Here is a 22089-nt window from a genome sequence, read left to right as displayed (position 1 = left end):
CGAAACCCCAGGGGGCACCCGGGCTGCGCCCCCTGGCAAGGGGGCGGGCCGGGCCCCGGTGACCGGGAGGGGGGTGTTCGGGTGGGCAGCCGTTAGGGTGGAGGGGTGGCAGTCGTCGATGTATCCGAAGAGCTGAAATCCCTCTCCTCCACCATGGAGTCGATCGAGGCCGTCCTCGACCTCGACAGGATGCGCGCTGATATCGCCGCGCTGGAGGAGCAGGCGGCGGCCCCTGACCTGTGGGACGACGTGGAGAACGCGCAGCGCATCACGAGCAAGCTGTCCTACCTCCAGGGCCACCTGCGCCGCGCGGAAGAACTCCGTTCCCGCATCGACGATCTTGAGGTGCTCTTCGAGCTGGCCGCCTCCGAGGACGACGCGGACGCGCGCAGCGAGGCGGAGACGGAGCTGGAGTCCGTCCGCAAGGCCGTGGACGAGATGGAGGTCCGCACGCTGCTGTCCGGCGAGTACGACCCCCGCGAGGCCGTCGTCAACGTACGGGCCGAGGCGGGCGGCGTGGACGCAGCGGACTTCGCCGAGCAGCTCATGCGGATGTATCTGCGCTGGACCGAGCGCAAGGGCTACCCGACCGAGGTCTTCGACATCAGCTACGCGGAGGAGGCGGGCATCAAGTCCGCGACCTTCACCGTGAAGGCTCCGTACGCGTACGGCACGCTCTCCGTCGAGCAGGGCACCCACCGCATGGTGCGGATCTCGCCGTTCGACAACCAGGGCCGTCGCCAGACCTCCTTCGCGGGGGTCGAGGTGCTGCCCGTCGTCGAGCAGGTCGACCACATCGACATCCCCGAGAACGAGCTGCGGATCGACGTCTTCCGCTCCTCGGGCCCCGGTGGCCAGTCCGTGAACACCACGGACTCCGCCGTGCGCATGACGCACCTCCCGACCGGGATCGTCGTCTCCTGCCAGAACGAGAAGTCCCAGATCCAGAACCGCGCCGCCGCCATGCGCGTCATGCAGTCCCGGCTGCTCGCCCACCGCAGGGCGGAGGAGCAGGCCAAGATGAACGCGCTCAAGAGCGACGGCGGCAATTCCTGGGGCAGCCAGATGCGTTCCTACGTGCTGCACCCGTACCAGATGGTGAAGGACCTGCGTACGGAACACGAGGTCGGGAATCCGCAGTCCGTTCTCGACGGCGATATCGACGGATTCCTCGAAGCGGGCATCCGCTGGCGCAAGCAGCAGGAGCAGCAGGAGCAGAACTGATCACGTCTAGGACACGATGACGTGCTGAACGTGCGGGAGTCGCGCGGGAATTGAAGTGATTCCCGTCGCACATCTCGAACTAGTCGCCCTGCACGGACATTTCACTCGGATCTCGCTTGACGCCCGTGTGAAAAATGGGAAAGCTGTTCGCTCGGCATGCCTGTGTCATGGGCGCTGTATGGGGGCGAGTGGATGCGCCCGAGCCCCGAGTGATGTTCCGCAGCCCGGCACAGGGCTGTCCCACTGACAAGTACAGCTACTGGGGGTAGTTGGCACATGACCAATTCGAAGACGCGGCTGCGTGTAGCGCGTATCGCAGCCGGTGCCGTGTTCGCGGCCGGCGCGTCGCTCACTGCCGCGGGCGCCGCACAGGCCGCCGACACCGGCGGCTCTTCCTCGCAGGAGGAGAGCGGCGGGATCATCGGCGGCATCATTGGCGGGATCATCGGTGGCGGAGACGGTGGCGCGGACGGCGGCACCTCCGGCGACACCACTGGCGGCGACTCCGGCAGCACCGGCGGCGACACGGGTGGTGACACCGGTGGCGACACTGGCGGTGACACCGGCGGCATCGGCGGCACCGTCACGGGTGGTGACACCGGTGGGGACACGGGTGGCGACACCGGTGGGGACACCGGCGGCGACACCGGTGGAGACACGGGTGGTGACACGGGTGGCGACACCGGTGGAGACACGGGTGGTGACACTGGCGGGGACACCGGCGGCGGCAACTCCGGCGGCTCCAGCAGCGGCGGCGACTCCGGCGGTGACTCCGGTGGCGGCGAAGAGCCCGCCACGATCGGCGGCTCCGGCGGTGGCGGCGACGACACCGGCACCTGCGAGCTGGACGAGTCCAGCGTGAACTGCGACAGCGGGAGTACCGACCCGGACAGCGCGGGCAGCACCCCGGTCGAGCAGCAGCCGCAGACGCCGTCGGACGCCAAGGAGGAGCTGGCCGAGACCGGTTCCGCCGAGACGACCTTCCTGCTGGTGGGCGCCGCGACGATGATCGCGGGTGGCGTCGGCTTCCGTCTGATGCCGCGCATGATCAACCGTCGTACGGCCGCCTGAGAAGGCGCACGTAATCCGGCGTAAGCCATGACGAGGGGCCCGGAACGGTACGCCGTTCCGGGCCCCTCGTGCGTGCGGTGGGTGTGTGGGTGCGTACACGCGCGTGCGCGCGCGTACGGCTACGGACATCCGTGCGGATACGCCGTAATGTGCGCGCTTACGCCGTGGCCATGCGCTCCGCGAACAGCGCCACCGCGATCAGGGCCAGCAGAAGCCCGAGCAGTGTGGCGGGGGAGAGGCTCGCGAGGGGGGACTCCCGGTGCAGGCGCGCACGGTGGGCGCGGCAGACCGAGCAGCGGCCCTCGCTCACGGGACCCGCGCAGTTGGCACACACCAGTCGGTCGCATGTCATGCGAACTCCTCCTCAGCCATGCCAACGACACCCGCGTGTGATTCGTTCCCCAAGGGTGCTCCCCCTCCACTGTGCCAGCTCTCGGCGCGTCCCGCAGAGGCGCGGGCAAGACCGGCCGTGCGGCTTCCGGAAGCGTCCCGTAGACCCTCCTGGAGCGCCGGAGGAGAGCCCGGCGGAGAAGTTCCGGGGGTGAGCCCCAGGGGAGAGCCTACGGGGGTGCCGGAAGGCCCGAGGCGCCGGGAAGGCCCGTGAAGGGCGGGAAGCGGCGGGTGCCTGTTTTATACCTAAAGGATCCGTGAATAAACCCACCAACACCGGGCGCTGACTGCGCGGTGCGCACGGCTTCGCGTAAGGTCGCCCCACCGACGGGGAGCCGCACTCCGGCTTCCGCTGCCCCTACCCAGGTCGACGTGGTGTATCCGTGATCCGATTCGACAACGTCTCCAAGTCCTACCCCAAGCAGAACCGTCCAGCCCTCCGCGATGTGTCGCTGGAGGTCGAGCGGGGCGAGTTCCTGTTCCTGGTGGGTTCTTCCGGCTCCGGCAAGTCCACCTTCCTGCGGCTGATCCTGCGCGAGGAGCGGGCCTCTCATGGCCAGGTGCACGTCCTCGGCAAGGACCTGGCCCGGCTCTCCAACTGGAAGGTGCCGCACATGCGGCGCCAGCTCGGCACGGTCTTCCAGGACTTCCGCCTGCTGGCCAACAAGACCGTCGGCGAGAACGTCGCCTTCGCGCTGGAGGTCATCGGCAAGTCCCGCGGCCAGATCCGCAAGACGGTCCCCGAAGTGCTGGACCTGGTCGGTCTCGGCGGCAAGGAGGACCGGATGCCGGGTGAGCTGTCCGGTGGTGAGCAGCAGCGCGTGGCCATCGCGCGTGCCTTCGCCAACCGGCCGATGCTGCTGATCGCCGACGAGCCCACGGGCAACCTCGACCCGCAGACCTCCGTCGGCATCATGAAGCTGCTCGACCGCATCAACAGGACCGGCACCACGGTCGTGATGGCCACGCACGACCAGCAGATCGTCGACCAGATGCGCAAGCGGGTCGTCGAGCTCGAACGCGGCCGGCTCGTGCGCGACCAGTCGCGCGGCGTCTACGGCTACCAGCACTGAAGCGGCCCGAACGGCACTGCCGGTCGAGGCAGCAACACCACTGAAAGGCTGAAAGGACGCCATGCGCGCCCAGTTCGTACTGTCGGAGATCAGCGTCGGTCTCCGCCGCAATCTCACGATGACCTTCGCGGTGATCGTCTCGGTCGCCCTCTCGCTCGCCCTCGCGGGAGGCTCACTGCTCGCGCGCGAGCAGGTCAGCACCATGAAGGGGTACTGGTACGACAAGGTCCAGGTGTCGATCTACCTCTGCAACAAGAACGACGCCGCCTCGGACCCCAACTGCGCGAAGGGCGCCGTCACCTCGCAGCAGAAGCAGCAGATCAAGACGGATCTGGAGAAGCTCCAGGTCGTCGACAAGGTCTACTACGAGTCCTCGGACGCGGCGTACAAGCACTACAAGGAGCAGTTCGAGGACTCGCCGCTCGCCGACTCGCTGACGCCGGACCAGATGCAGGAGTCGTACCGGGTCAAGCTCAAGGACCCGACCAAGTACCAGGTGCTCCAGACGGCGTTCTCCGGCAGACAGGGCGTGCAGGAGGTACAGGACCAGCGAAGTCTGCTGGAGAACCTCTTCAACCTGCTCAACGGCATGAACATCGCGGCGCTGTGTGTGATGGCGCTGATGCTGGTCGTTGCCCTGCTGCTGATCGTCAACACCGTCCGGGTGTCGGCGTTCAGCCGGAGGCGGGAGACGGGGATCATGCGGCTGGTGGGCGCCTCCAGCTTCTACATCCAGATGCCGTTCATCCTGGAGGCCGCCATCGCGGGGCTGATCGGCGCGGGCCTGGCCTGTGTGCTGCTGGTCGGGGGCAAGTACTTCCTGATCAACAACTGGCTCCAGGAGAAGATCGTTCTGATCAACTTCATCGGCTGGGACGCGGTGGTGAAGGTGCTGCCGTTCATCATCGCGGTGGGAGTGCTGATGCCCGCTGTGGCGGCGTTCTTCACGCTTCGCAAGTACCTGAAGGTGTGACCAATGACGCGGGCGCCGTACGCCCAACGCCCCGTGCGGCGCCCGCGTCTGGCCTAGACTCCGCAGCATGTCGGGCTTGTGGTTCTCTGTTCCTCCCCCTGATTCCGGCCGGGGGACTTCCAGGCGTCTCCGCCGCGGAGCCGCACTGACACTGGTTTTCGCGAGCGTCCTGGGGACGGGCGCGGCCACCGGATCCTGGGGCGACGAGGCACGCAGCCTCGCGGGCGCCGCAGACGGCTCGGCCGGCCGCCACCCCGTGAACGCGCACTTGGACGGAAGCGGCGGCGACGCCAAGAACACGGGGCCCGGCTCCGGCCCCCAGGACGACACGGGACGCGGGCGCGGCGCGGAAGCGGAAGGCTCCGAGGAGGCCGACGAGCTGGTCAGCCGCAGCGGCGACCGCTGGTCCTCCTCCTACACGGCGCGCGAGTACGAGGGCCTGCGGCGCACCCTGGACGGCGAGTACGTGGGCGTCGGCATCTCCGTCCGCCAGGAGAGCGGCGCACACGGCGCCCCGGAAGTGGACGTGCACCGGGTGCAGCCCGGCAGCCCCGCCGACAAGGCCGGAATCCGCGCGGGCGACCGGCTGCGCTCCATCGACGGCGAGGACGTGACGGGCCGCCCCGTCACCGAGGTGGTCTCCCTGCTGCGCGGCTCCGGGCCCGACCCGGCGACCGCCTCCCCCTCCTCTTCCACCTCACGCTCCTCCTTCGCCCCCTCCGACTCCTCGGCGACGGCACCGGCGGCACCGGCGGCGGCGTCCGTGGCCCGGCACGCGTCCGCGCCAGCCGCCTCCGTCCCCGCCGCTTCGAGCGGCGCGGGCAGCACCGTCACCGTCGGGCTGAGCCGCGATGGCGAGCGGTGGACCGAGACGCTGCGGCGCACCAGGCTCACCGCGGACGCGGTCGACGTCGACCAGCTCGGCCCCGGCGCCACCCGGATCCAGGTCTCCTCCTTCACGAAGGACTCCGGCGAGCAGGTGCGCGAGGCCGTCGAGGACGAGGTGCCGCGGGGCTCCGGGATACTCCTCGACCTGCGCGGCAACTCCGGCGGCCTGGTCACCGAGGCCGTCTCGGCGGCCTCCGCCTTCCTGGACGGCGGCCTCGTCGCCACCTACGGCGAGCACGGCGCGCAGCGCGCCCTGTACGCCGAGCGCGGCGGCGACGCCGACCGCCCGCTCGTGGTCCTCGTCGACGGCGGCACGATGAGCGCGGCCGAGCTGCTGACCGGCGCGCTCCAGGACCGGGGGCGGGCCGTGGTGGTCGGCTCCCGCACGTTCGGCAAGGGCTCGGTCCAGGTGCCGAGCAAGCTGCCGGACGGCTCCGTCGCCGAGATGACCGTCGGGCACTACACCACCCCGTCGGGCCGCGAGGTCGAGGGCGCGGGCATCACCCCCGATCTGACGGTCGAGGGCGGCTCGGACCGGGAGGCCACGGAGCGGGCCCGCACAGTATTGAGTGGCCTCGCCACCCGGTCGTAGTGGAACAATGGCCTGGCTATGGCGAAGATGAAGACCGTCAGGTCGAAGGCGAAGGCCAAGGACGAGAAGGACACGCGCAAGCTCATCGCGCAGAACAAGCGCGCCCGGCACGACTACGTCATCCTCGACACCTATGAGTGCGGCATCGTGCTCACCGGTACCGAGGTGAAGTCGCTGCGTCAGGGCCGCGCCTCCCTGGTGGACGGGTTCGCGCAGATCGACGGGGGTGAGGTCTGGCTGCACAACGTGCACATTCCGGAATACGCGCAGGGCACGTGGACGAACCACGCGGCACGCCGCAAGCGGAAGCTGCTGCTGCACCGTTCCGAGATCGATAAGCTGGTCGGCAAGACGCAGGAGACGGGCCACACCCTGGTGCCGCTCCAGCTCTACTTCTACCGGGGGCGGGCGAAGGTCGAGATCGCCCTCGCCAAGGGCAAGAAGGAGTACGACAAGCGGCAGACGCTCCGCGAGAAGCAGGACCGCCGCGAGACGGACCGCGCGATCTCGGCGGTCAAGCGGCGGCAGCGGGTCGCGGAGGGGTGACGGGCCCGGCGTCCGGGCGGTCCGAAGTGGCCGGTTTGCCCAGGTCAGCGGCTTGGGAATAGGCCGGACCGGTAAAAGGTTGGCCTAGGCGTGGCCGGGTCCCGTACCATGGTCACAGAGCCGCCCGCGAGGGTGTGCTGTTTGTTAACTCAACATGGGGATGATCGGTTTCGACAGCGAACGTCGAAGCAGGGGAAGCGAGCCGAGGAACGCGGCAATGATCTCGTTAACCATCTGCCGCAAAAAAATAATCGCCAATCAGAAGCGCGATTCCTTCGCGCTTGCTGCCTAAGCAGCAAGCATGAAGTGTCAGCCCGGGTGCGTTCCCGACCCGGATCCTGGCATCAGCTAGGGAACTTCACCGCGTAGGCCCGGTCACGGGGCCTGCCGGGACATCTCACAGTGACTGGGCCCGTCGGAGACTTGTCCGCGAGATCTCCGGGGCCGAGAAAATCGCAGCGGACTGCGCTCGGAGAAGCCCTCCTTCCACTTCGTTGGACGCGGGTTCGATTCCCGCCATCTCCACGAGTTCGAGGACGGTGTGTGCCTGCACACGCCATCCTCGACGTTCGCTCACCCCATGGCACCCAGGCCGTGATCGCTTACCAGCGGTCACGGCCTTCGTGTTGTGGTCCCCCGTCGTGGGAAGGGAGCGGGGAGGCCACCGTGCGTGTGTGCGAGGGCGAGAGCGAGGCGAGACGAGAGGTGCGGGTGCCATGCCGTCACGCGAACCGGAAGAACCGGAACAGGGTGCCGAGCCCGAGCCGCTGGGGCCCGAGACGCTCACCTGGCGGTTCTTCGGGGACTGGCGCGGCGTCCTCCTCGCGCCCTGGGCGGGCGCGATGCAGAACATGCACCCGGGCCTGGGCGCCGGGGTCGAGGAGCACTCGCGCTTCTTCGAGGAGCGCTGGGAGCGGCTCTTCCGCTCGCTCTACCCGATCGGGGGCGTCGTCTACGACGGCCCCCGCGCCGCGCGGACGGCCCGCGAGGTGCGCGGCTACCACCACACGATCAAGGGTGTGGACCGGCACGGCCGCCCGTACCACGCGCTCGACCCCGACACGTTCTACTGGGCGCACTCCACGTTCTTCATGCTGACGGTGCTCGTCGCCGACCGCTTCGGGCCCGGCCTCTCCGAGGCGCAGAAGCGGCAGTTGTTCGAGGAGCACGTGCGCTGGTGGCGGATGTACGGGATGAGCATGCGGCCCGTGCCGCGCGACTGGGAGGCGTTCCAGGCGTACTGGGAGCGCATGGCCCGCGAGGTGCTGGAGGACAACAAGGCGACGCGCGACGTGCTCGACGTGCGCTACATCGCCAAGCCCCCGGCGCTGCGCCGGATGCCCGACGTGGTGTGGCGGCTGCTGCGCGGGCCGCAGGCGCGGTTCACGCTCTGGTACACCGTCGGACTGTTCCCGCCCGCCGTGCGCGAACGGCTCGGCTACCGCTGGACGGTGCGCGACGAGCGGCGGCTGCGGCGCTTCGGGAAGCTGGTCCACCACGCGTGGAAGCTGGTGCCGCGCTCGCGGCGCTTCCACCCGCGCGCCCGTGCGGGCTGGGAGCGCGAGGCGGGGCTGCACGCTGCGGGCGCCCCGGCCGTGGAGACCCCGGCGCGGAACCTGCCGCTGCCCGAGGAGCGGGACTGGCCGCAGCACTACTCGCCCCGCGTGTGACGGCGCGCGGGGCGCGGGGTGCGCCATGGGGACGTCAGCGCCGTCACCGCCGTCGCGGTGAGCGCGGCGGCCACCGGGACCGCGTACGCCACGGCGCCGTCGCCCGGCGCGTGCTCGGCCGCCCAGCCGCCCAGCGCCGAACCCGCCGCGATGCCGCTGAGCAGCGCGGTCACGGCCAGCGTCATGCCCTCGTTCAGCCGTGCCGCAGGCACCACGCGCTGCACCACGGTCATTCCCGTGACCATCGTCGGAGCCGTCGCCATGCCCGCGACCAGCAGCGCGGCGCCGAGGACGACGAGGCTTCCCGTGGCGGACGCCGCCAGCAGGGGCAGCGTCATCAGGGCCGACATGGCGCCGACGCACACGAGCAGCCGCCGGGGGAGGGAGCCGCGAGGGGGGAGCGTGCCGAGGACGAGCCCCGCGACGCCCGAGCCGAGGGCCTGGAGCGCCAGTACCGCGCCGCCCGCGGCCCGGTGGCCCGAGGCGTCCGCGTAGGCGAGCGTGACCACCTCCAGCGAGCCGAAGACCGCGCCCGTCGCGAGGAAGGTGACCAGCAGCGGCAGCAGCGTGGGCAGGCGCAGGGGCAGGGGTGCGCGACGGGGTCCCGTTTCCGCGTGGACCACGGGCGGCTCGGTGCGGCGCTGCGCCGCGAAGATCAGCGTCCCCGTCAGCAGCAGCGCGACGCCGGTCAGGGTTCCGGCCTCGGGAAAGAGCGCGGTGCACAGGAAGGCGGCGAGCACGGGGCCCGTCATGAAGCACAGCTCGTCGGCGGCTTGTTCGAAGGAGTTGCCGGTGTGCCGGGCCGCCGCGTCGCCCCTGTGCAGATGGGCCCAGCGCGCGCGGGACATGCCGCCGGTGTTGGGGGTGGTGGCGGTCGCGGCGTACGAGGCGAACAGGGCCCAGTCGGGGGCCCCGTACCGCACGCACGCGACCAGGCTCAGCGAGCCGCACGCGGCGAGCGCTGCGGCGGGCACGGCGATCCTGGCCTGGCCGTACCGGTCCACGAGCCGGGCCGTCAGAGGGGCGACGACGGCGGTGGTGGCCAGCCCGGTGGCGGTGACGGCCCCGGCGAGCGCGTACGAGTCACGCGTCGCCACGATCATGATCACGGCGGACACGGTGAACATGCCCATGGGGAGCCGCGCGAGGAGGTTGCCCAGGGTGAAGGCGACCGCGCCGGGCGGAGCGAAGAGGCGCGCGTAGGGCGCGGCCCAGGCGGGGCGGCGTCGCGGGGGCGGGGTTTTCGGCGGCGGTTCGCCGGACGGCTCGGTGGACGGCGGGTGGTCCACGGTGACGAGCGTGTGGCCGTTGACGGCGAACCGCGTCTTCTGCCCGTCGCCCCGGGGCACGGGGACGGGCGCTGCGAAGCGGACAGGGCGGAACCTGGGCCGCTGAGCGGGCCCTTGGGGGGTTTTCGGCATGGAACAAGCGTCGTGGCGCCGCCGCCCCTCGGTCCAACACCGATTGCCACACCATTGACGCGCGACCGTTGTTAATCTCCGAGGAGTGAGCCGCGACATCGACCCCCGCCTCCTGCGCGCCTTCGTGGCCGTCGCGGACGAACTGCACTTCACGCGTGCCGCCGCACGCCTGTACGTAGCCCAGCAGGCGCTCAGCCGCGACATACGGCGGCTGGAGCGGGAGACGGGGGCGACGCTGTTCCTGCGCACGACCCGCCACGTCGCGCTCACCCGGGACGGCGAGCGGCTGCTGCCGTACGCGCGGCGCGTCCTGGAGGCGTACGGCGAACTCGGCGCGGCTCTGGGCCCGTTCGGCTCGTCCGGCCCGTTCGCCGACCGCCCGCTGGCCGTGGACGCCGCCGCGCCCGTCAGCACGGGGCAGCGGGTGCTGGACCTGGCGCGTACGCGGGCGCCCGGCGTCGAGTTCGTCGCCCGTTACCACTCGGGTCTGACGGCCGCGGCGGCCGATCTCGCGGCCGGGCGGCTCGACGTCTCCTTCGGCCGCTTCGCGGGCCTGGACGCGTCCGTACGGGCCGGGCTCGGGCACCGGCTGGTGCGCTACGAGCGGGTCGCGGTGCTGCTCCCCGAGGAGCACGCGCTCGCGGGCGCGGCCGAGGTGCCGCTCGCCGCGCTGGCCGGGGAGACCCTGTACGCGGGCGCGGGCAACGACGGCACGGCCGAGTGGACGGACTACGCGCGTGCCCTCTTCGCGGGGCGCGGCATCGGCCTCGCGCCGCCCTTCCCGAAGATCGACGGTGAGGCGGAGTTCGCGCGGGTCGTACGGAAGCGGGGCTGGTCCGTGCTGGCCAGCGAGGTGTTCATCGGGGTGCCCGGCATGGTGCTGCGGCCCCTCGTCGCGCCGGTGCCGCTCTCGCCGGTCTCGATGGTGTGGCGGCGCGGGCTGCGCCATCCGGGGCTGGACGCGCTGGAGGGGGCCGCGCGCGAACTGGGCGACGAGGGCGGGTGGCTGGCGCGCCCGTCCGGCGCGTGGCTGCCCGAGGCCGATCTCGCGGTGGCGCGCTGAGGGGACGCCCCGGCGCGGGGGTGTGGGGCGTGGGGGAGCGCGTGCCGGGGTCCGGTCGCGCGCGGGCTTCCGCGTCCATCGAAACGGTGACGTGTCCCGTCCGGCGCGGGCCCGCTCCCGCCCCTCGACGGGCGGGCGCCGCCTCCCCGTACGCCGTGAAAACCGCTGCTGAGGCGCGTGGTTGACGTACGGGCGTGCGGCTGCGCGAGGCGGCCGGGCCGGTCACGGTTCGCTTACGAGCCGTCACACGATGCCATTAGGGTGTCGCGCATGACCGCAACGCCGCCCGACACGGGCCAATTCCAGCACAGCCAGTTCGGCACGCTCACGGTGATCGGCTGGACCGGAGCGCACCCCGAGGACAACGAGGACATGCCGTTCCTCCTGGCCTATTCCCTCGGGGACGGCAGGGACGGTCCCGAGGTCGCCGAGGCCGCGGCGCGGCGGCTGATCGGGGACGCGGGGCTGACGGTCGGCGGGGTGATGCCGGACAGCTCCCAGGTGAACCGGCTGCCGCTGAAGCTCATCGTCCAGGGCGGCCAGGCGGTGCTGACGATGCCGCACATGACCACGCAGTACCCGGCCCCGCCCGAGTGGGTGGCGGCGGCCGACAAGCGCAAGCAGGTCTATTTCATGATCGCCACGCGCCCCTGGCCGGAGGCCAAGCCCGGCAGGCCCGTCAGCGAGGAGGCGCTGAAGTCCTTCGTGGACGAGGACATGCTCGCCAGCTCCGCGCACTGCGTCCTCCCTGTGAGCGGCCTCCAGGGCTGAGCGGCCGGGCGGGGCCGGTCGGGGTCCGGACGGGCCCCGACCGCCGGTCCGCTCACTCGCCCGGCTTGTTGGGCGCGGTGCAGTGCTCGTCCGGGGGCTTGTTCTCCGGCCAGGCGAGACCCACGAAGTCGATCTTCGGGCCCGAGGGGTTCAGATGGACGACGGCGACGGCCTTGTTGTACGGGTTGCCCGCGTTGTCCAGGCAGATCCAGCCGCTCGCGCCCACCACCTTCTGGCTGCCGCGCAGGTTCAGCCACGCCCGCCGCACGTCGTCCGTGCTCGGCATCGGCGTCTTCTGGCCCGTCTGGTTGCGGATGGCCGTGATGGCCGTCCACGCCGAGTCGTATGCGGAGATCGTCCGCGAGTCGTCCAGCTCGACGGGGCCTACGGGCCCGGCGGACCCGTCCGTCTCCACCGTCCGCGCCAGGTCCTCCAGCTCCTCGACGGCCTCGCGCGAACCGCCCGTATCCGGTGCCCTCTTGTCGCTCCACGCGTCAGGGTGCGCGACGGAGGCGTACTCCACCGTGATGCCGCCCTTCGGGGCCAGCGCGTCCCAGTTCAGCTCGCTGTCCGTGGCCAGCGTCGAGGCGCCGGACCCTGTGACGACCTTGTACGTCTTCTTGTCGCAGCCCCGCCCGCCCAGCGCGTTGACGAACAGGCGCAGATGCACGGGGCGCCCGGCGAAGTAGATGACCTCGGCGTCGGAGTCGCAGATGTTGTTGACCATGCGGGAGAAGTCGTTGGGCAGGCGGCCCTCGTCGTTCATGTCCGCCGGGGACTCGTACTGCATCGGGATCTGCGGCGCGTTCCTCGTCTGCTCCTGGAACGCCTGCTTCAGCGTCTGGACGTAGTTGTCGTCCTCGCGCCTGTCCTCGACGAGGAGGGTCCTGGACGCCTTGATGCCCTTGTTGAAGTTGGCCAGCGCCTTGGCCTGGTCGCTGTTGGTGGGCACGACGCGGGCCAGGCCCCGGTAGCGGTCGGGCTCCTTCGCCGTGTTGGCGAGGTTGTCGGCCGTGATCGGGCCGCCGACGACGGGGATGCCCTTCTCGTTCGTCAGATAGTCGATCGTGTCCTGGGTGCGCCGCACGCTCAGGTCGAAGCCCGTGACGGCGCGCAGGTTGTGCCCGTCGTGCGCCATGGCCACGAGCTGGTCGGCGACGGGGCGCCAGTGGGCGCTGTCGTGTCCCGGGTTGGCCAGGACGAGGCGGATGGGCGGCGACTGCGCGTTGGACCTGTGGTTGGCGCGGTACTGCGCCAGGTAGGCGCCCTGGACCTCGCGTCTGATCTGCTTCTTGACGACGGGGTCGGTCGTGGAGACGGGCACCATGATCGCGACGGTGGCGTGCTCCTTGTCCGCGATCCGCTCGTTCTCCCGCGCGATGGCCCGCATCACCGGCTCCAGCTCGTCGGTGAAGGAGACCCCGCCGCTGCCATCGGTGACCCCGGTGCACTCCTCGTCCTCGCCGCGCTTCTCGACGCCGGGGCCGCAGGAGGGGTCGGGCCCGAAGTACGTCCACAGCGCCCAGCCGCCCGCGCCCAGCACGGCGACGAGCAGCGCCGCGGCCAGCAGCTTCCGCAGCCTGCCCCAGTCCCTGGCCCGGTCCACCGCGTCCCTGAGCGACACCCGCATCCGGTTCGGGCTCATGCGTCTTCCCCTCCTGGTATCGGCAGGCCGGGGACGCGTGCCCCGTCCCGGAGCGCTCGCGTCCACCGTCCGGCCACGTCGGGGAAGGCGAGCCCGCCGCCCTCGCCGTAGCGGCCGGGGCGCGGGCCGCCGCCGCTGCCCCCGTAGCCCCCGTAACGCAGCGAGGCCAGCGCCGAGGTGATCCGGCCCAGTTCGCCCTGGGTCGGCTCGGCGGCGAGCGAGGACAGGCGCCACAGCACGTCGACGAGGTCGGCTATCGCGTTGTGCGCGGTCAGCGGGTCGTGTGTGGCCCCGCCTCCGGGGCCGCCTGGACCGCTGGGGCTTCCGGGGCTGCCGCCGCCCGTCGCGCAGGCCGCGCAGGGCGGGGGCTCGCCCGACGCCTCGGGCGAGGGCGGCACGTAGCCCTCACGCGGGCGCGGCGCGGCGCACACGAACTGGAGGTCCGCGAGCCAGTCCCGCGCCCGCCGCTGGGTGAAGCGGTGGTGCAGCCAGGCGACGACGCTGCCCGTCAGGCCCAGCGCGAGCGTGTGGTGCAGATAGCGGCTGTCCTGCTCGGGCGCGTACGGGCTGCGGCCCAGCGGGTCGTACCCGGCGCGTGCGCGCCGGTGCAGCCTGGCCCACATCCCGTCGTCGCAGGTCACGGTCAGGGTGTGGAGCAGCAGTTCGCGCAGTGCCAGGTCCCGTACGAAGGGCACGTCGGCGCCGCTGCCCGGCCAGGGGCTGTGGTGCCAGTGCGCTTGGCCCACGTACTCGGCCGCCGCAGCGAGGAGCACCGCCGTCTCCTCCGCGCCGTCCTCGGGGTGCGCCACCTCCCACAGGCGCGCGGCGCACTCCGGGTCCAGGGCGAGGGCGTACAGGGGCAGCCGCTCGCGCAGCCCCGGGTCCGGGACGAGGTGCTCCAGCAGGTGGGCCGCCACCGTCGTGCCGGGGCCGTGTCCCCGGGCGGGGAGGGTGAGCAGGGCCTCGGGCCGCAGCGCCCGGTGGTGCCCGAGGTGGTCCTCGGCGGCCTCGACGAGGACGTGGGCGCTGTAGGCGCGCCCGGCGCTGAGCCGGGTCACGGCGCCGGGGAGGGGGCGGCGCGCGCGGTCGACGGCGGGCAGCATGTCGCTGACCTTGGCCTGGTCGAGCGGGGGGATGCGCAGGCGCAGCAGCCAGCGCGCCGGCGACCCGTCGCCCGTGTCCTCCCACAGATCGGGCGCGGTCACCTCAAGGGTGCTGGGCAGCCCGTCACCCCCGCCATGCCCGTCGCCCCCGCCGAGCGCGGTGCCGACGACGACGGGTCTGACGGGCGGGCGTTCGGGCCCCGGCGCGTCGTACGCCGTGTCGTACGCGCGCAGCAGCGCGTCGAGGAAGCGTCGGCCGAGCGCTGTGTGGAGGTTGTCGAGGAGGATGAGCGGCGGGGGAGCGCGGTCGAAGATCATGGCGCGTCCGTAGGCGGCGTTGATGTCCGCGAGGAAGGCCGCCGTCAGCAGGTTCTCGGCCGTCGTGCGGTCGCCGCTGGCCTGGAGGTCGAGGACGAAGCGGAACAGGCGTCTGAGGGGGTCGCCGCGTCTGTCCCGCAGGTTCCAGTTCCACCATGCGAGGGCCGCCTTGTCGGGGCGGCGCCTGAGCAGGAGGTGCCGCGCGGCGCGCGAACCGGCCTCGGCGGCCGAGCCCAGCACCGGCAGCCCGGCGAAGACGCTCGGCAGCAGCGGCTCCAGCACGCCGAGCCAGGTCTCGAACGCGGCCTTGATGCGGTGCTCGCTGGCTTCGTCGGCGACGAGCCGCCGCAGGTCCGCCTCCGCCTCGGCCAGCCCGGACTGCCTGACCTGCTGACGCGGGTTCCCCTCCGCGTCGAGCGGGTGCCAGGCCGTCACGACGAGGAGGCCGAGGGAGAGGCGGGGGAACTTGAGGGAGTGGTGACGGGAGCCCGGCGAGTCGAGTTCGTGGGCGAGGCCGTGGAGGAGCAGGACGACGGGGGAGGCGTTGGCGTCGCCCTCGGTGCCGGTGCCGGTGCCGGTGCTGGTGCCGGTGTCGGCCGGTTCCAGTGCCGCCAGGTCCTTGCAGGCGAGCGGCAGCCGGTCGTCGTAGGAGCGCTCCAGGACGTGCAGCAGCGCGCTCTTGCCGCTGCCGCGCGCGCCGACGACCTGCACGACGGGCGCACCGCGCGGATACGTGAATCCCGCCCGTCCCCGTGTGCCGCGCTTCATGCCGACCAGGCCGGGGACGAACTCGTCGAGCAGGTCCTCAAGGCCGTACAGATGCTCGTCCAAGACTCTCCCCGTCACTGCCGAAGGACGCATCCGTGCAGAGTTCGAACACTGAAGAATAGATCTCAACTGCCGCTGATTACAGGGGGTTTGGTGCGACGGAACGGAGGGTGAGAAAGCGGCGGGCGGCCCTCCGGCAGCCACCGGCGGCGCGGCGTTGTGCCGTGCTGCCAACCCGGAACGCGCCGTTCATCCATCACCTGCATTGGCACGCCCCTGCCCCCTCGCTACTTTCCGCTGCGGACCCGCACCCGCACCTGGCGGCCCGTCAGCCGTAGTGCCCCGGCGAGGAGGTACAGCCCATGCGTGTACGCCGTACGAGCACGAGGAGTCCGAGAAGCCCGGGAAGCAGGCCCCGCCCGAGAAGCGCCGGGCTCGCGGGAGTGGCCGTGCTCTGCGCCCTTCCCGCGACGGCGCCCCCGAGCGCGAGCGCGACGGCCGCGACGGATCCGGGCGCCGCAACGGAAGCGGCCGCCGCGTCTGCCGCCCCGCGCACCGAGACCCCCGTGCACACGAGCACGCCCGACCCGGCCGTCGCGGAGTCGGTCGTACGGGTACGGGTGCCGCTCCCCGCGTCCGCAGGCCCGCACCCCGCCGCCTGCGACCACCTCTCCTACCTCCGCTTCCGCGACGCCGAGGGCCCCGCCGACTCCCGCGAGGCGGACCGCGTCCTCATCGCCCAGCCCGGCATCCTCGAAGGCGCGGCGGCCTTCAGCACCGTCGCCCGCAACACGGTGCGCGCGGCGAAGGCGAAGGGGAGCAGCGTCGAGTTCTGGGCGCTCGACCGGCGCTCCAACTGCCTGGAGGACCGCACCGGCATCGCGGCGGGCGCGGCGGCGCACGACGTGGACAGAACCGTCGGCTACTACTACGGCGGCGAAGAGATCGGAGGCCGGACCTTCGACGGCTTCCTCGGGAACGACCAGGTCCGCTGGCTGGAGAACGTCGGCCTGGAGCAGACGGTGCGCGACCAGTACGACCTGATGAGGGCCGAGCTGCCCGGCGAGGAACTGCGCCGCGAGAAGGTGCTGTGCGGCGGGCACTCGCTGGGCGGGCTGCTCACCGGCTACTTCGCCACCTGGGACTTCGACGGTCACCCCGGCTACCGCCAGTGCGGCGGCTACTTCGCGCTCGACACCGTCGTCAGCACCTCACGCGGCGGCGACGCGTCCCTCCTGCCGACCGAGGGCACGCCCGCTTCCACCGGGCTGGACGACCTGCTGCCCAACCCGGGGCTCGGCTACCTCGCCACCCAGGCGGGCCTGCGCAGCGGGCTCATCCCGCGCGCGATCGGGGCGCCCGCCGTCATCAACGCCGAGACGATGAACCTGCTCGCCATCGGCGGCCTCGCCTCCGCACTCGAACCGGAGGGCGAGTCCACGCTGCTCACCTCGGTCCCCGACAACGCGAACCTGAACCTCACCTCGCGCTTCATGTTCTCCAAGGACGCGGGCACGTTCCTGACGGGTACGCCGTCCGTACGGGACTTCCGGCAGACCAACAACGCGGTCCTCGGCGGCTTCATGGACGACAACGCGGCCCCGCTCGCCTTCATCCAGATGAGCTTCGGCCTCTACCGCAGCCCGGAGGGCGGGCGGATCGTGGACAAGGAGTTCCCCGGCTCGAACGACGAGGCGTCCCCGGTCTTCGGCGTACGGCCGAAGGCGATCCCCGACGAGCCGGACGGCCCCCTCTACACCTGGGCCACCCACGACGACATCGACGCGTCCGACGCGCGCTGGACGAACCCCGGCGAAGAGGTCACCGACATCGCCGACCTGGCCCGCAGCCTCTCCGGCTACCCGCTCGGCTTCACGGAGGACTACTTCCCGACCAAGCTGGCGACGGACGTCTCCCAGAGAACCGACCCCCAGATCGCCCGCTTCGTGAAGCACCCGGACGGCATCACGGCCAACCCGACGAGCACCCTCCTCGCCGGAAACGGCATCCTGTCCCAGGACCCGCCCGAGGAACTGAACCCGGTCATCGCGGAGGGCTACGAACACGTCGACGTCCTGACGGCGGCACGCGACCAGAACGGGGGCGGGCCCGAGGTGGTCTCCGCGAACCTCGGGGCGTTCGCGGTCAGTCCGGGGCCTGGGGCCGGGACGCGTACGCGGTGAACGCGATCAGAGCCCTCGTGACCCTGCTGTTGGGCCTGTGACGTGCTCCTTTGACTCCATGACTGTCCATTGACATCCGATGCGGTCTTGGTGTGGCTGCTTCGTTTGGCCCCTGCTCTTGCCCCCCGGTCGGCTTGGCCATGGTCAGCACATCTGCGCTTTGACCAGGGATGTCGCTCGGCGGGAGGGCTGATCCAACGAACGTTTGACAACGCCTCTTGCTGCCTGCTGGGTGAGTGGCCGCTTGACAGTGCCGGTTGGTGTACGTACATTGTACGTACACCAACCGAGTGGCTCTTCTCGCCTTGGCCGGAGCGAAGAGCCGCCTCTAGGGGCGAGCCCCGCCCGCATGCCAGTGAAGTGAGGATTTACCACCTTCCCTTCAGCGGGGCTCGCTAGATGGAGACCCCTTTCAATGCGCGAGACACAGGAACTGAAGACCAAGGAACAGGCCACCCGCCGCAAGGAAAGCGCCCGCACCAGTACAACCCGACTTGAGATCCGCATTCCAGAAGAAGATAAGAAGTTGATCGAGCGGGCCGCACAGACCAGTAACGCAACAACCACCGGTTTCGTGTTGCAGGCCGTAAGGCAGGCAGCGCAAGATGTGTTGCGTCGCGAGCAGGTGACGGTCGTCCCGCCTGATTTCTACGAAGCCATGGTGGCTTCGTTGAATGAGCCGTACGAGGCGAATGCCGCTTTGTCTAAGGCGGCTGCCCGGGCCCGGGAGATCATCAGGAAGGTATAGGGCCGAGTTCGTGTACGAATCGGAATCGCTCAGTGACCGGCATATCCTGGAGTCCTTCGACTGTGGGAAGGTCACGCTGAACGACTGGCTGATGAACTCAGCGAGACACTGTCAGAGCAACAGAACGGCGAGCACGTTCGTGTGGTGTGCTCCGAGCGACCCTCATGTGGCCGCCTACTACTCGTTGGCGGGGCATGTGGTGGAGAAGCAAGCGCTGCCACCGAAGCTGGGCCGGGGGTCCCCGGAACAGATGCCGGCTGTGTTATTGGCTCGACTGGCGATCGACAAGACGCTACAAGGTCAAGGCCTAGGTGGCGTACTCCTCGCCGATGCCATGGGCCAAGTCGTTGCTGCGGTTCAACGGGTAGCAGCTCGATTCGTCATCGTCGATGCCCTCGATGAGGAAGCTGCCGCGTTCTATGACCGGTACGGCTTCAAGCGCATTCCGGGGGACATGCGGATGTACAGGAAGATCAGCGATATTGAGCGCAGCTTGTCGCTTGGCTAGCGGCTCTGAGTACATAGGGGCGCCGACCTCAAGGTCGGCGCCCCTATGTTGCGGTATGGCGGAAGACGTGACCATCTCAAGCGCGGTTGTTACCGCCCGAGCGGCAACGCACAAGCCGCTTGAGCCATGCCAGTTCGTCGGAGCCCGGGGAGGTCTGTGCGTTCGCGCAGCCGCTCACCGTCCCCGGTGCTCCCGGGTGAGAGCAAGGTTTCGTCCACGTCACCTCGCGGCACAAGGCCGAAACGCGTCGTCCCTAGCGTCGACTGGAGACACCGGACACCGGAACACCGGAGACGACACGTGGAGGCACCATGACCGCCCCGACCACCGCGCGTAAAAGGGGCCGCTGGATCGAGCACTGGGATCCGGAGGACGAGACGTTCTGGCGCGAGGGGGGCAGGCGCGTCGCACGGCGCAATCTGCTCTTCTCCGTGCTGTCGGAGCACATCGGGTTCTCGGTGTGGACCCTGTGGTCGGTCATGGTGCTCTTCATGGGGCCCGAGTACGGCGTGGACCCGGCCGGGAAGTTCTTCCTGATCTCGATGGCGACGCTGGTCGGCGCCGTCGTCCGCGTCCCGTACACCTTCGCCGTCGCCCGCTTCGGTGGCCGCAACTGGACGGTCATCAGCGCGATGTTCCTGCTGCTGCCCACGGTGGCCGCGTTCGTCGTGATGGAGCCGGGCACCTCGTACACGACGTTCATGGTCGTGGCCATGCTCACCGGCATCGGCGGCGGCAACTTCGCCTCCTCCATGACCAACATCAACTCCTTCTTCCCGCTGCGCGAGAAGGGGTGGGCGCTGGGCATGAACGCGGGCGGCGGCAACATCGGCGTGCCGGTGGTGCAGCTCGTCGGGCTCGCCGTGATCGGGATCGCGGGGGCCGGGCACCCGCGGATCGTCCTCGGCATCTACATCCCGCTCATCGTCGCGGCCGCGCTCTGCTCCGCGCTGCGGATGGACAACCTGGCGCCCGTACGGAACGACACCGGCGCGGCCAAGGAGGCCGTGCGGGACGCGCACACGTGGATCATGTCGTTCCTGTACGTCGGCACGTTCGGCTCGTTCATCGGCTACAGCTTCGCGTTCGGGCTCGTACTCCAGACCCAGTTCGGCCGCACCCCGCTCCAGGCGGCCTCGCTGACCTTCCTCGGGCCGCTGCTCGGCTCGCTCGTACGGCCCGTCGGCGGGCGCCTCGCCGACCGGCACGGCGGCGCTCGCATCACGCTGTGGAACTTCGCGGCCATGGCGGCGGCGACGCTGCTGGTGGTCGTGGCCTCCGTCATGGAGTCGCTGCCGGTCTTCCTCGTAGGTTTCACGGCACTGTTCGTGCTGAGCGGGCTGGGCAACGGGTCCACCTACAAGATGATCCCGGGCATCTTCCGGGCCAAGGCCGTGGCGCGCGGCATGGGCGACGAGGACGCCTCGGCCTACGGGCGGCGCCTGTCCGGTGCGGCGATGGGCCTGATCGGCGCCGTCGGGGCGCTGGGCGGGCTCGCCATCAACCTCGCCTTCCGCCAGTCCTTCGAGACCGGGGGCACGGGGACGGCAGCCTTCCTCTGCTTCCTCGCCTTCTACGCCGCGTGTTTCGGAGTCACCTGGGCCGTATACCTGCGCCGCCGCCCGTCGACGGTTCCGGTGGCCGGGGGCGAGGGGGACGGAACCGGCCATGATCCTGCGGCTGGAACGGGACAGGGCGGCGCCGAGGCCGGACCGGGAAGGGGCGAGGAGCGGGAACCCGCGTTTGCGGAGGTGTGAGGGGGCGACGGACCCTCTTTACAGCGGGGAAATCCTCGCGAACCGAGCCTGTCACGGGACGACGGCAGGCTCGGTTCTTCGTACGATCACGAGCCCACGGGGCGGAGCAGCGAGAACCATGGAGCGTATGCAGGGATCATCCGGGGACGCCGGGACGGAACGGGGCGGTACCGAGCGGGGCGGTACGGGGCGGAGTGGCACGGCGGCGCGGGGCGCGCCCTCGGACACCGGGGTGAAGCCGCTGGCCGGGTTCAGCGTGGGCGTCACGGCGGCCCGGCGCGCCGACGAGCTGGGAACGCTGCTGACGCGGCGCGGCGCCGAGGTCATGCACGCGCCCTCCCTGCGCATCGTGCCGCTCGCCGACGACAGCGAGCTGCTGTCCACCACCAAGGAGCTGCTCGCGCACGCGCCCGACGTCGTGGTCGCGACCACCGCCATCGGCTTCCGCGGCTGGATCGAGGCCGCGGAGGGGTGGGGGCTGGGCGAGACGCTGCTGGACAGGCTGGGCGGCGTCGAACTCCTCGCCCGCGGCCCCAAGGTGCGCGGCGCGATCCGCGCGGCCGGGCTCACCGAAGACTGGTCGCCGGCGTCCGAGTCCATGGCCGAGGTGCTGGAACGGCTCCTGGAGGAGGGCGTCGAGGGGCGTCGCGTCGCCATCCAACTGCACGGGGAGCTGCTGCCCGGGTTCGTCGAGTCGCTGCGGGCCTCGGGCGCCGAGGTGGTCGGGGTGCCGGTGTACCGGTGGATGCCGCCGGAGGACATCGGCCCCGTGGACCGGCTGATCGACGCGGTCGTCGCGCGCTCACTGGACGCGGTGACCTTCACCAGCGCGCCCGCCGCGTCGTCGCTGCTGAAGCGGGCGGAGGAGCGGGGCGTCCAGGAGGCGCTGCTGGACGCGTTGCGGCACGACGTGCTGACCGCGTGCGTGGGGCCCGTGACGGCGCTGCCACTGGAGGCGCACGACGTGGCCACGTCACAGCCGGAACGGTTCCGGCTGGGGCCGCTGGTGCAGTTGCTGTGCGTCGAGCTTCCTGGGCGGGTGCGGGCGCTGCCCGTCGCCGGGCACCGCGTCGAGATCCGGGGGCACGCGGTGGTCGTGGACGGCGAGCTGAAGGCGGTGCCGCCGGCCGGAATGGCCCTGCTGCGGGCGCTGGCGCGGCGGCCCGGGTGGGTGGTTCCGCGCGCCGATCTGTTGCGGGCGCTGCCGGGGGCCGGGCGTGACGAGCATGCCGTGGAGACGGCGATGGCGCGGTTGCGGGCCGCGCTGGGGGAGTCCCGGTTGATCCAGACGGTCGTGAAGCGGGGGTATCGGCTGGCGCTTGACCCGACGGGGCCCTCTACGAAGTATTCGGGCTGAAACGGGGGGTTCTGGTTGTC

The 22089-nt window shown here is 71.0% G+C and carries 18 protein-coding genes and 1 other RNA gene; 15 read left to right on the top strand and 4 right to left on the bottom strand.

Features of this window, described 5'->3' with window-relative positions:
* The first annotated feature begins 105 nt into the window (after positions 1-105).
* Together prfB and ACYVOO_RS07000 are read left to right on the top strand one after the other, a co-directional pair.
* The gene (gene prfB, locus ACYVOO_RS07005; RefSeq protein ID WP_453348417.1) at positions 106-1224 is read left to right on the top strand and encodes a peptide chain release factor 2; all 1119 of its coding nucleotides are present in this window, start codon (positions 106-108) and stop codon (positions 1222-1224) included.
* Positions 1225-1500: 276 nt separating this feature from the next.
* Positions 1501-2295 carry an LPXTG cell wall anchor domain-containing protein gene (locus ACYVOO_RS07000; RefSeq protein WP_461014742.1) on the top strand — a complete coding sequence of 265 codons (795 nt, stop codon included), beginning with the start codon at positions 1501-1503 and terminating at the stop codon, positions 2293-2295.
* Between the two features lie 157 nt (positions 2296-2452).
* Here the strand turns inward: ACYVOO_RS07000 and ACYVOO_RS06995 are convergent, their stop codons facing one another.
* A complete protein-coding gene (locus tag ACYVOO_RS06995) occupies positions 2453-2647 on the bottom strand; it encodes a hypothetical protein (RefSeq protein ID WP_461014741.1) in 195 nt (64 codons plus the stop codon).
* Positions 2648-3068: 421 nt separating this feature from the next.
* Here ACYVOO_RS06995 and ftsE point away from each other — a divergent pair, with 421 nt between their 5' ends.
* The 6 genes from ftsE to ACYVOO_RS06965 all read left to right on the top strand — a co-directional run bounded on the left by ftsE (position 3069) and on the right by ACYVOO_RS06965 (position 8427).
* Positions 3069-3758 (top strand): cell division ATP-binding protein FtsE, encoded by a 690-nt coding sequence (ftsE, locus tag ACYVOO_RS06990; protein WP_453348414.1) that lies wholly within the window; start codon positions 3069-3071, stop codon positions 3756-3758.
* Between the two features lie 61 nt (positions 3759-3819).
* Entirely contained in the window at positions 3820-4731 is a 912-nt protein-coding gene (gene ftsX, locus ACYVOO_RS06985; protein WP_453348413.1) for a permease-like cell division protein FtsX, read from the top strand.
* Between the two features lie 256 nt (positions 4732-4987).
* The gene (locus ACYVOO_RS06980; protein ID WP_461014740.1) at positions 4988-6211 is read left to right on the top strand and encodes a S41 family peptidase; all 1224 of its coding nucleotides are present in this window, start codon (positions 4988-4990) and stop codon (positions 6209-6211) included.
* An 18-nt stretch (positions 6212-6229) separates the two neighbouring features.
* Entirely contained in the window at positions 6230-6757 is a 528-nt protein-coding gene (gene smpB, locus ACYVOO_RS06975; protein ID WP_461014739.1) for an SsrA-binding protein SmpB, read from the top strand.
* 156 nt (positions 6758-6913) lie between these two features.
* Positions 6914-7285, top strand: a transfer-messenger RNA (tmRNA) gene (gene ssrA, locus ACYVOO_RS06970).
* A gap of 188 nt (positions 7286-7473) precedes the next feature.
* On the top strand, positions 7474-8427 hold the full coding sequence (locus ACYVOO_RS06965) for an oxygenase MpaB family protein (RefSeq protein WP_461014738.1): 954 nt from the start codon (positions 7474-7476) through the stop codon (positions 8425-8427).
* Here the strand turns inward: ACYVOO_RS06965 and ACYVOO_RS06960 are convergent.
* Entirely contained in the window at positions 8409-9848 is a 1440-nt protein-coding gene (locus tag ACYVOO_RS06960) for an MFS transporter (protein WP_461014737.1), read from the bottom strand. The two genes, ACYVOO_RS06965 and ACYVOO_RS06960, sit on opposite strands and share 19 nt — an antisense overlap.
* An 85-nt stretch (positions 9849-9933) precedes the next feature.
* On the opposite strand from ACYVOO_RS06960, the gene ACYVOO_RS06955 reads away from it, so the two are divergent.
* Positions 9934-10911, top strand: coding sequence for a LysR family transcriptional regulator (locus ACYVOO_RS06955; RefSeq protein ID WP_461014736.1), 978 nt, complete (start codon positions 9934-9936; stop codon positions 10909-10911).
* 270 nt (positions 10912-11181) lie between these two features.
* Positions 11182-11682, top strand: coding sequence for a DUF5949 family protein (locus ACYVOO_RS06950; RefSeq protein WP_453348407.1), 501 nt, complete (start codon positions 11182-11184; stop codon positions 11680-11682).
* 52 nt (positions 11683-11734) lie between these two features.
* Here ACYVOO_RS06950 and ACYVOO_RS06945 read toward each other — a convergent pair whose 3' ends face one another.
* Positions 11735-13327, bottom strand: a complete 1593-nt coding sequence (locus tag ACYVOO_RS06945) for an ABC transporter substrate-binding protein (RefSeq protein WP_461014735.1) — start codon at positions 13325-13327, stop codon at positions 11735-11737.
* Positions 13324-15579 (bottom strand): hypothetical protein, encoded by a 2256-nt coding sequence (locus ACYVOO_RS06940; RefSeq protein ID WP_461014734.1) that lies wholly within the window; start codon positions 15577-15579, stop codon positions 13324-13326. Before ACYVOO_RS06940 ends, ACYVOO_RS06945 begins: the two co-directional genes overlap by 4 nt.
* Before the next feature lie 503 nt (positions 15580-16082).
* On the opposite strand from ACYVOO_RS06940, the gene ACYVOO_RS06935 reads away from it, so the two are divergent.
* The 5 genes from ACYVOO_RS06935 to ACYVOO_RS06915 all read left to right on the top strand — a co-directional run bounded on the left by ACYVOO_RS06935 (position 16083) and on the right by ACYVOO_RS06915 (position 22069).
* Positions 16083-17699 carry a hypothetical protein gene (locus tag ACYVOO_RS06935; protein WP_461014733.1) on the top strand — a complete coding sequence of 539 codons (1617 nt, stop codon included), beginning with the start codon at positions 16083-16085 and terminating at the stop codon, positions 17697-17699.
* A 415-nt stretch (positions 17700-18114) separates the two neighbouring features.
* On the top strand, positions 18115-18447 hold the full coding sequence (locus ACYVOO_RS06930; protein WP_461014732.1) for a type II toxin-antitoxin system TacA family antitoxin: 333 nt from the start codon (positions 18115-18117) through the stop codon (positions 18445-18447).
* 10 nt (positions 18448-18457) lie between these two features.
* The gene (locus ACYVOO_RS06925; protein ID WP_461014731.1) at positions 18458-18955 is read left to right on the top strand and encodes a GNAT family N-acetyltransferase; all 498 of its coding nucleotides are present in this window, start codon (positions 18458-18460) and stop codon (positions 18953-18955) included.
* A gap of 311 nt (positions 18956-19266) precedes the next feature.
* Positions 19267-20712, top strand: a complete 1446-nt coding sequence (locus ACYVOO_RS06920) for a nitrate/nitrite transporter (protein WP_461014730.1) — start codon at positions 19267-19269, stop codon at positions 20710-20712.
* 127 nt (positions 20713-20839) lie between these two features.
* Positions 20840-22069, top strand: a complete 1230-nt coding sequence (locus ACYVOO_RS06915) for a uroporphyrinogen-III synthase (RefSeq protein ID WP_461014729.1) — start codon at positions 20840-20842, stop codon at positions 22067-22069.
* Positions 22070-22089: the final 20 nt, after the last annotated feature.

Source organism: Streptomyces daliensis (assembly GCF_054782395.1).
This window is presented reverse-complemented; position numbering and strand designations above follow the sequence as displayed.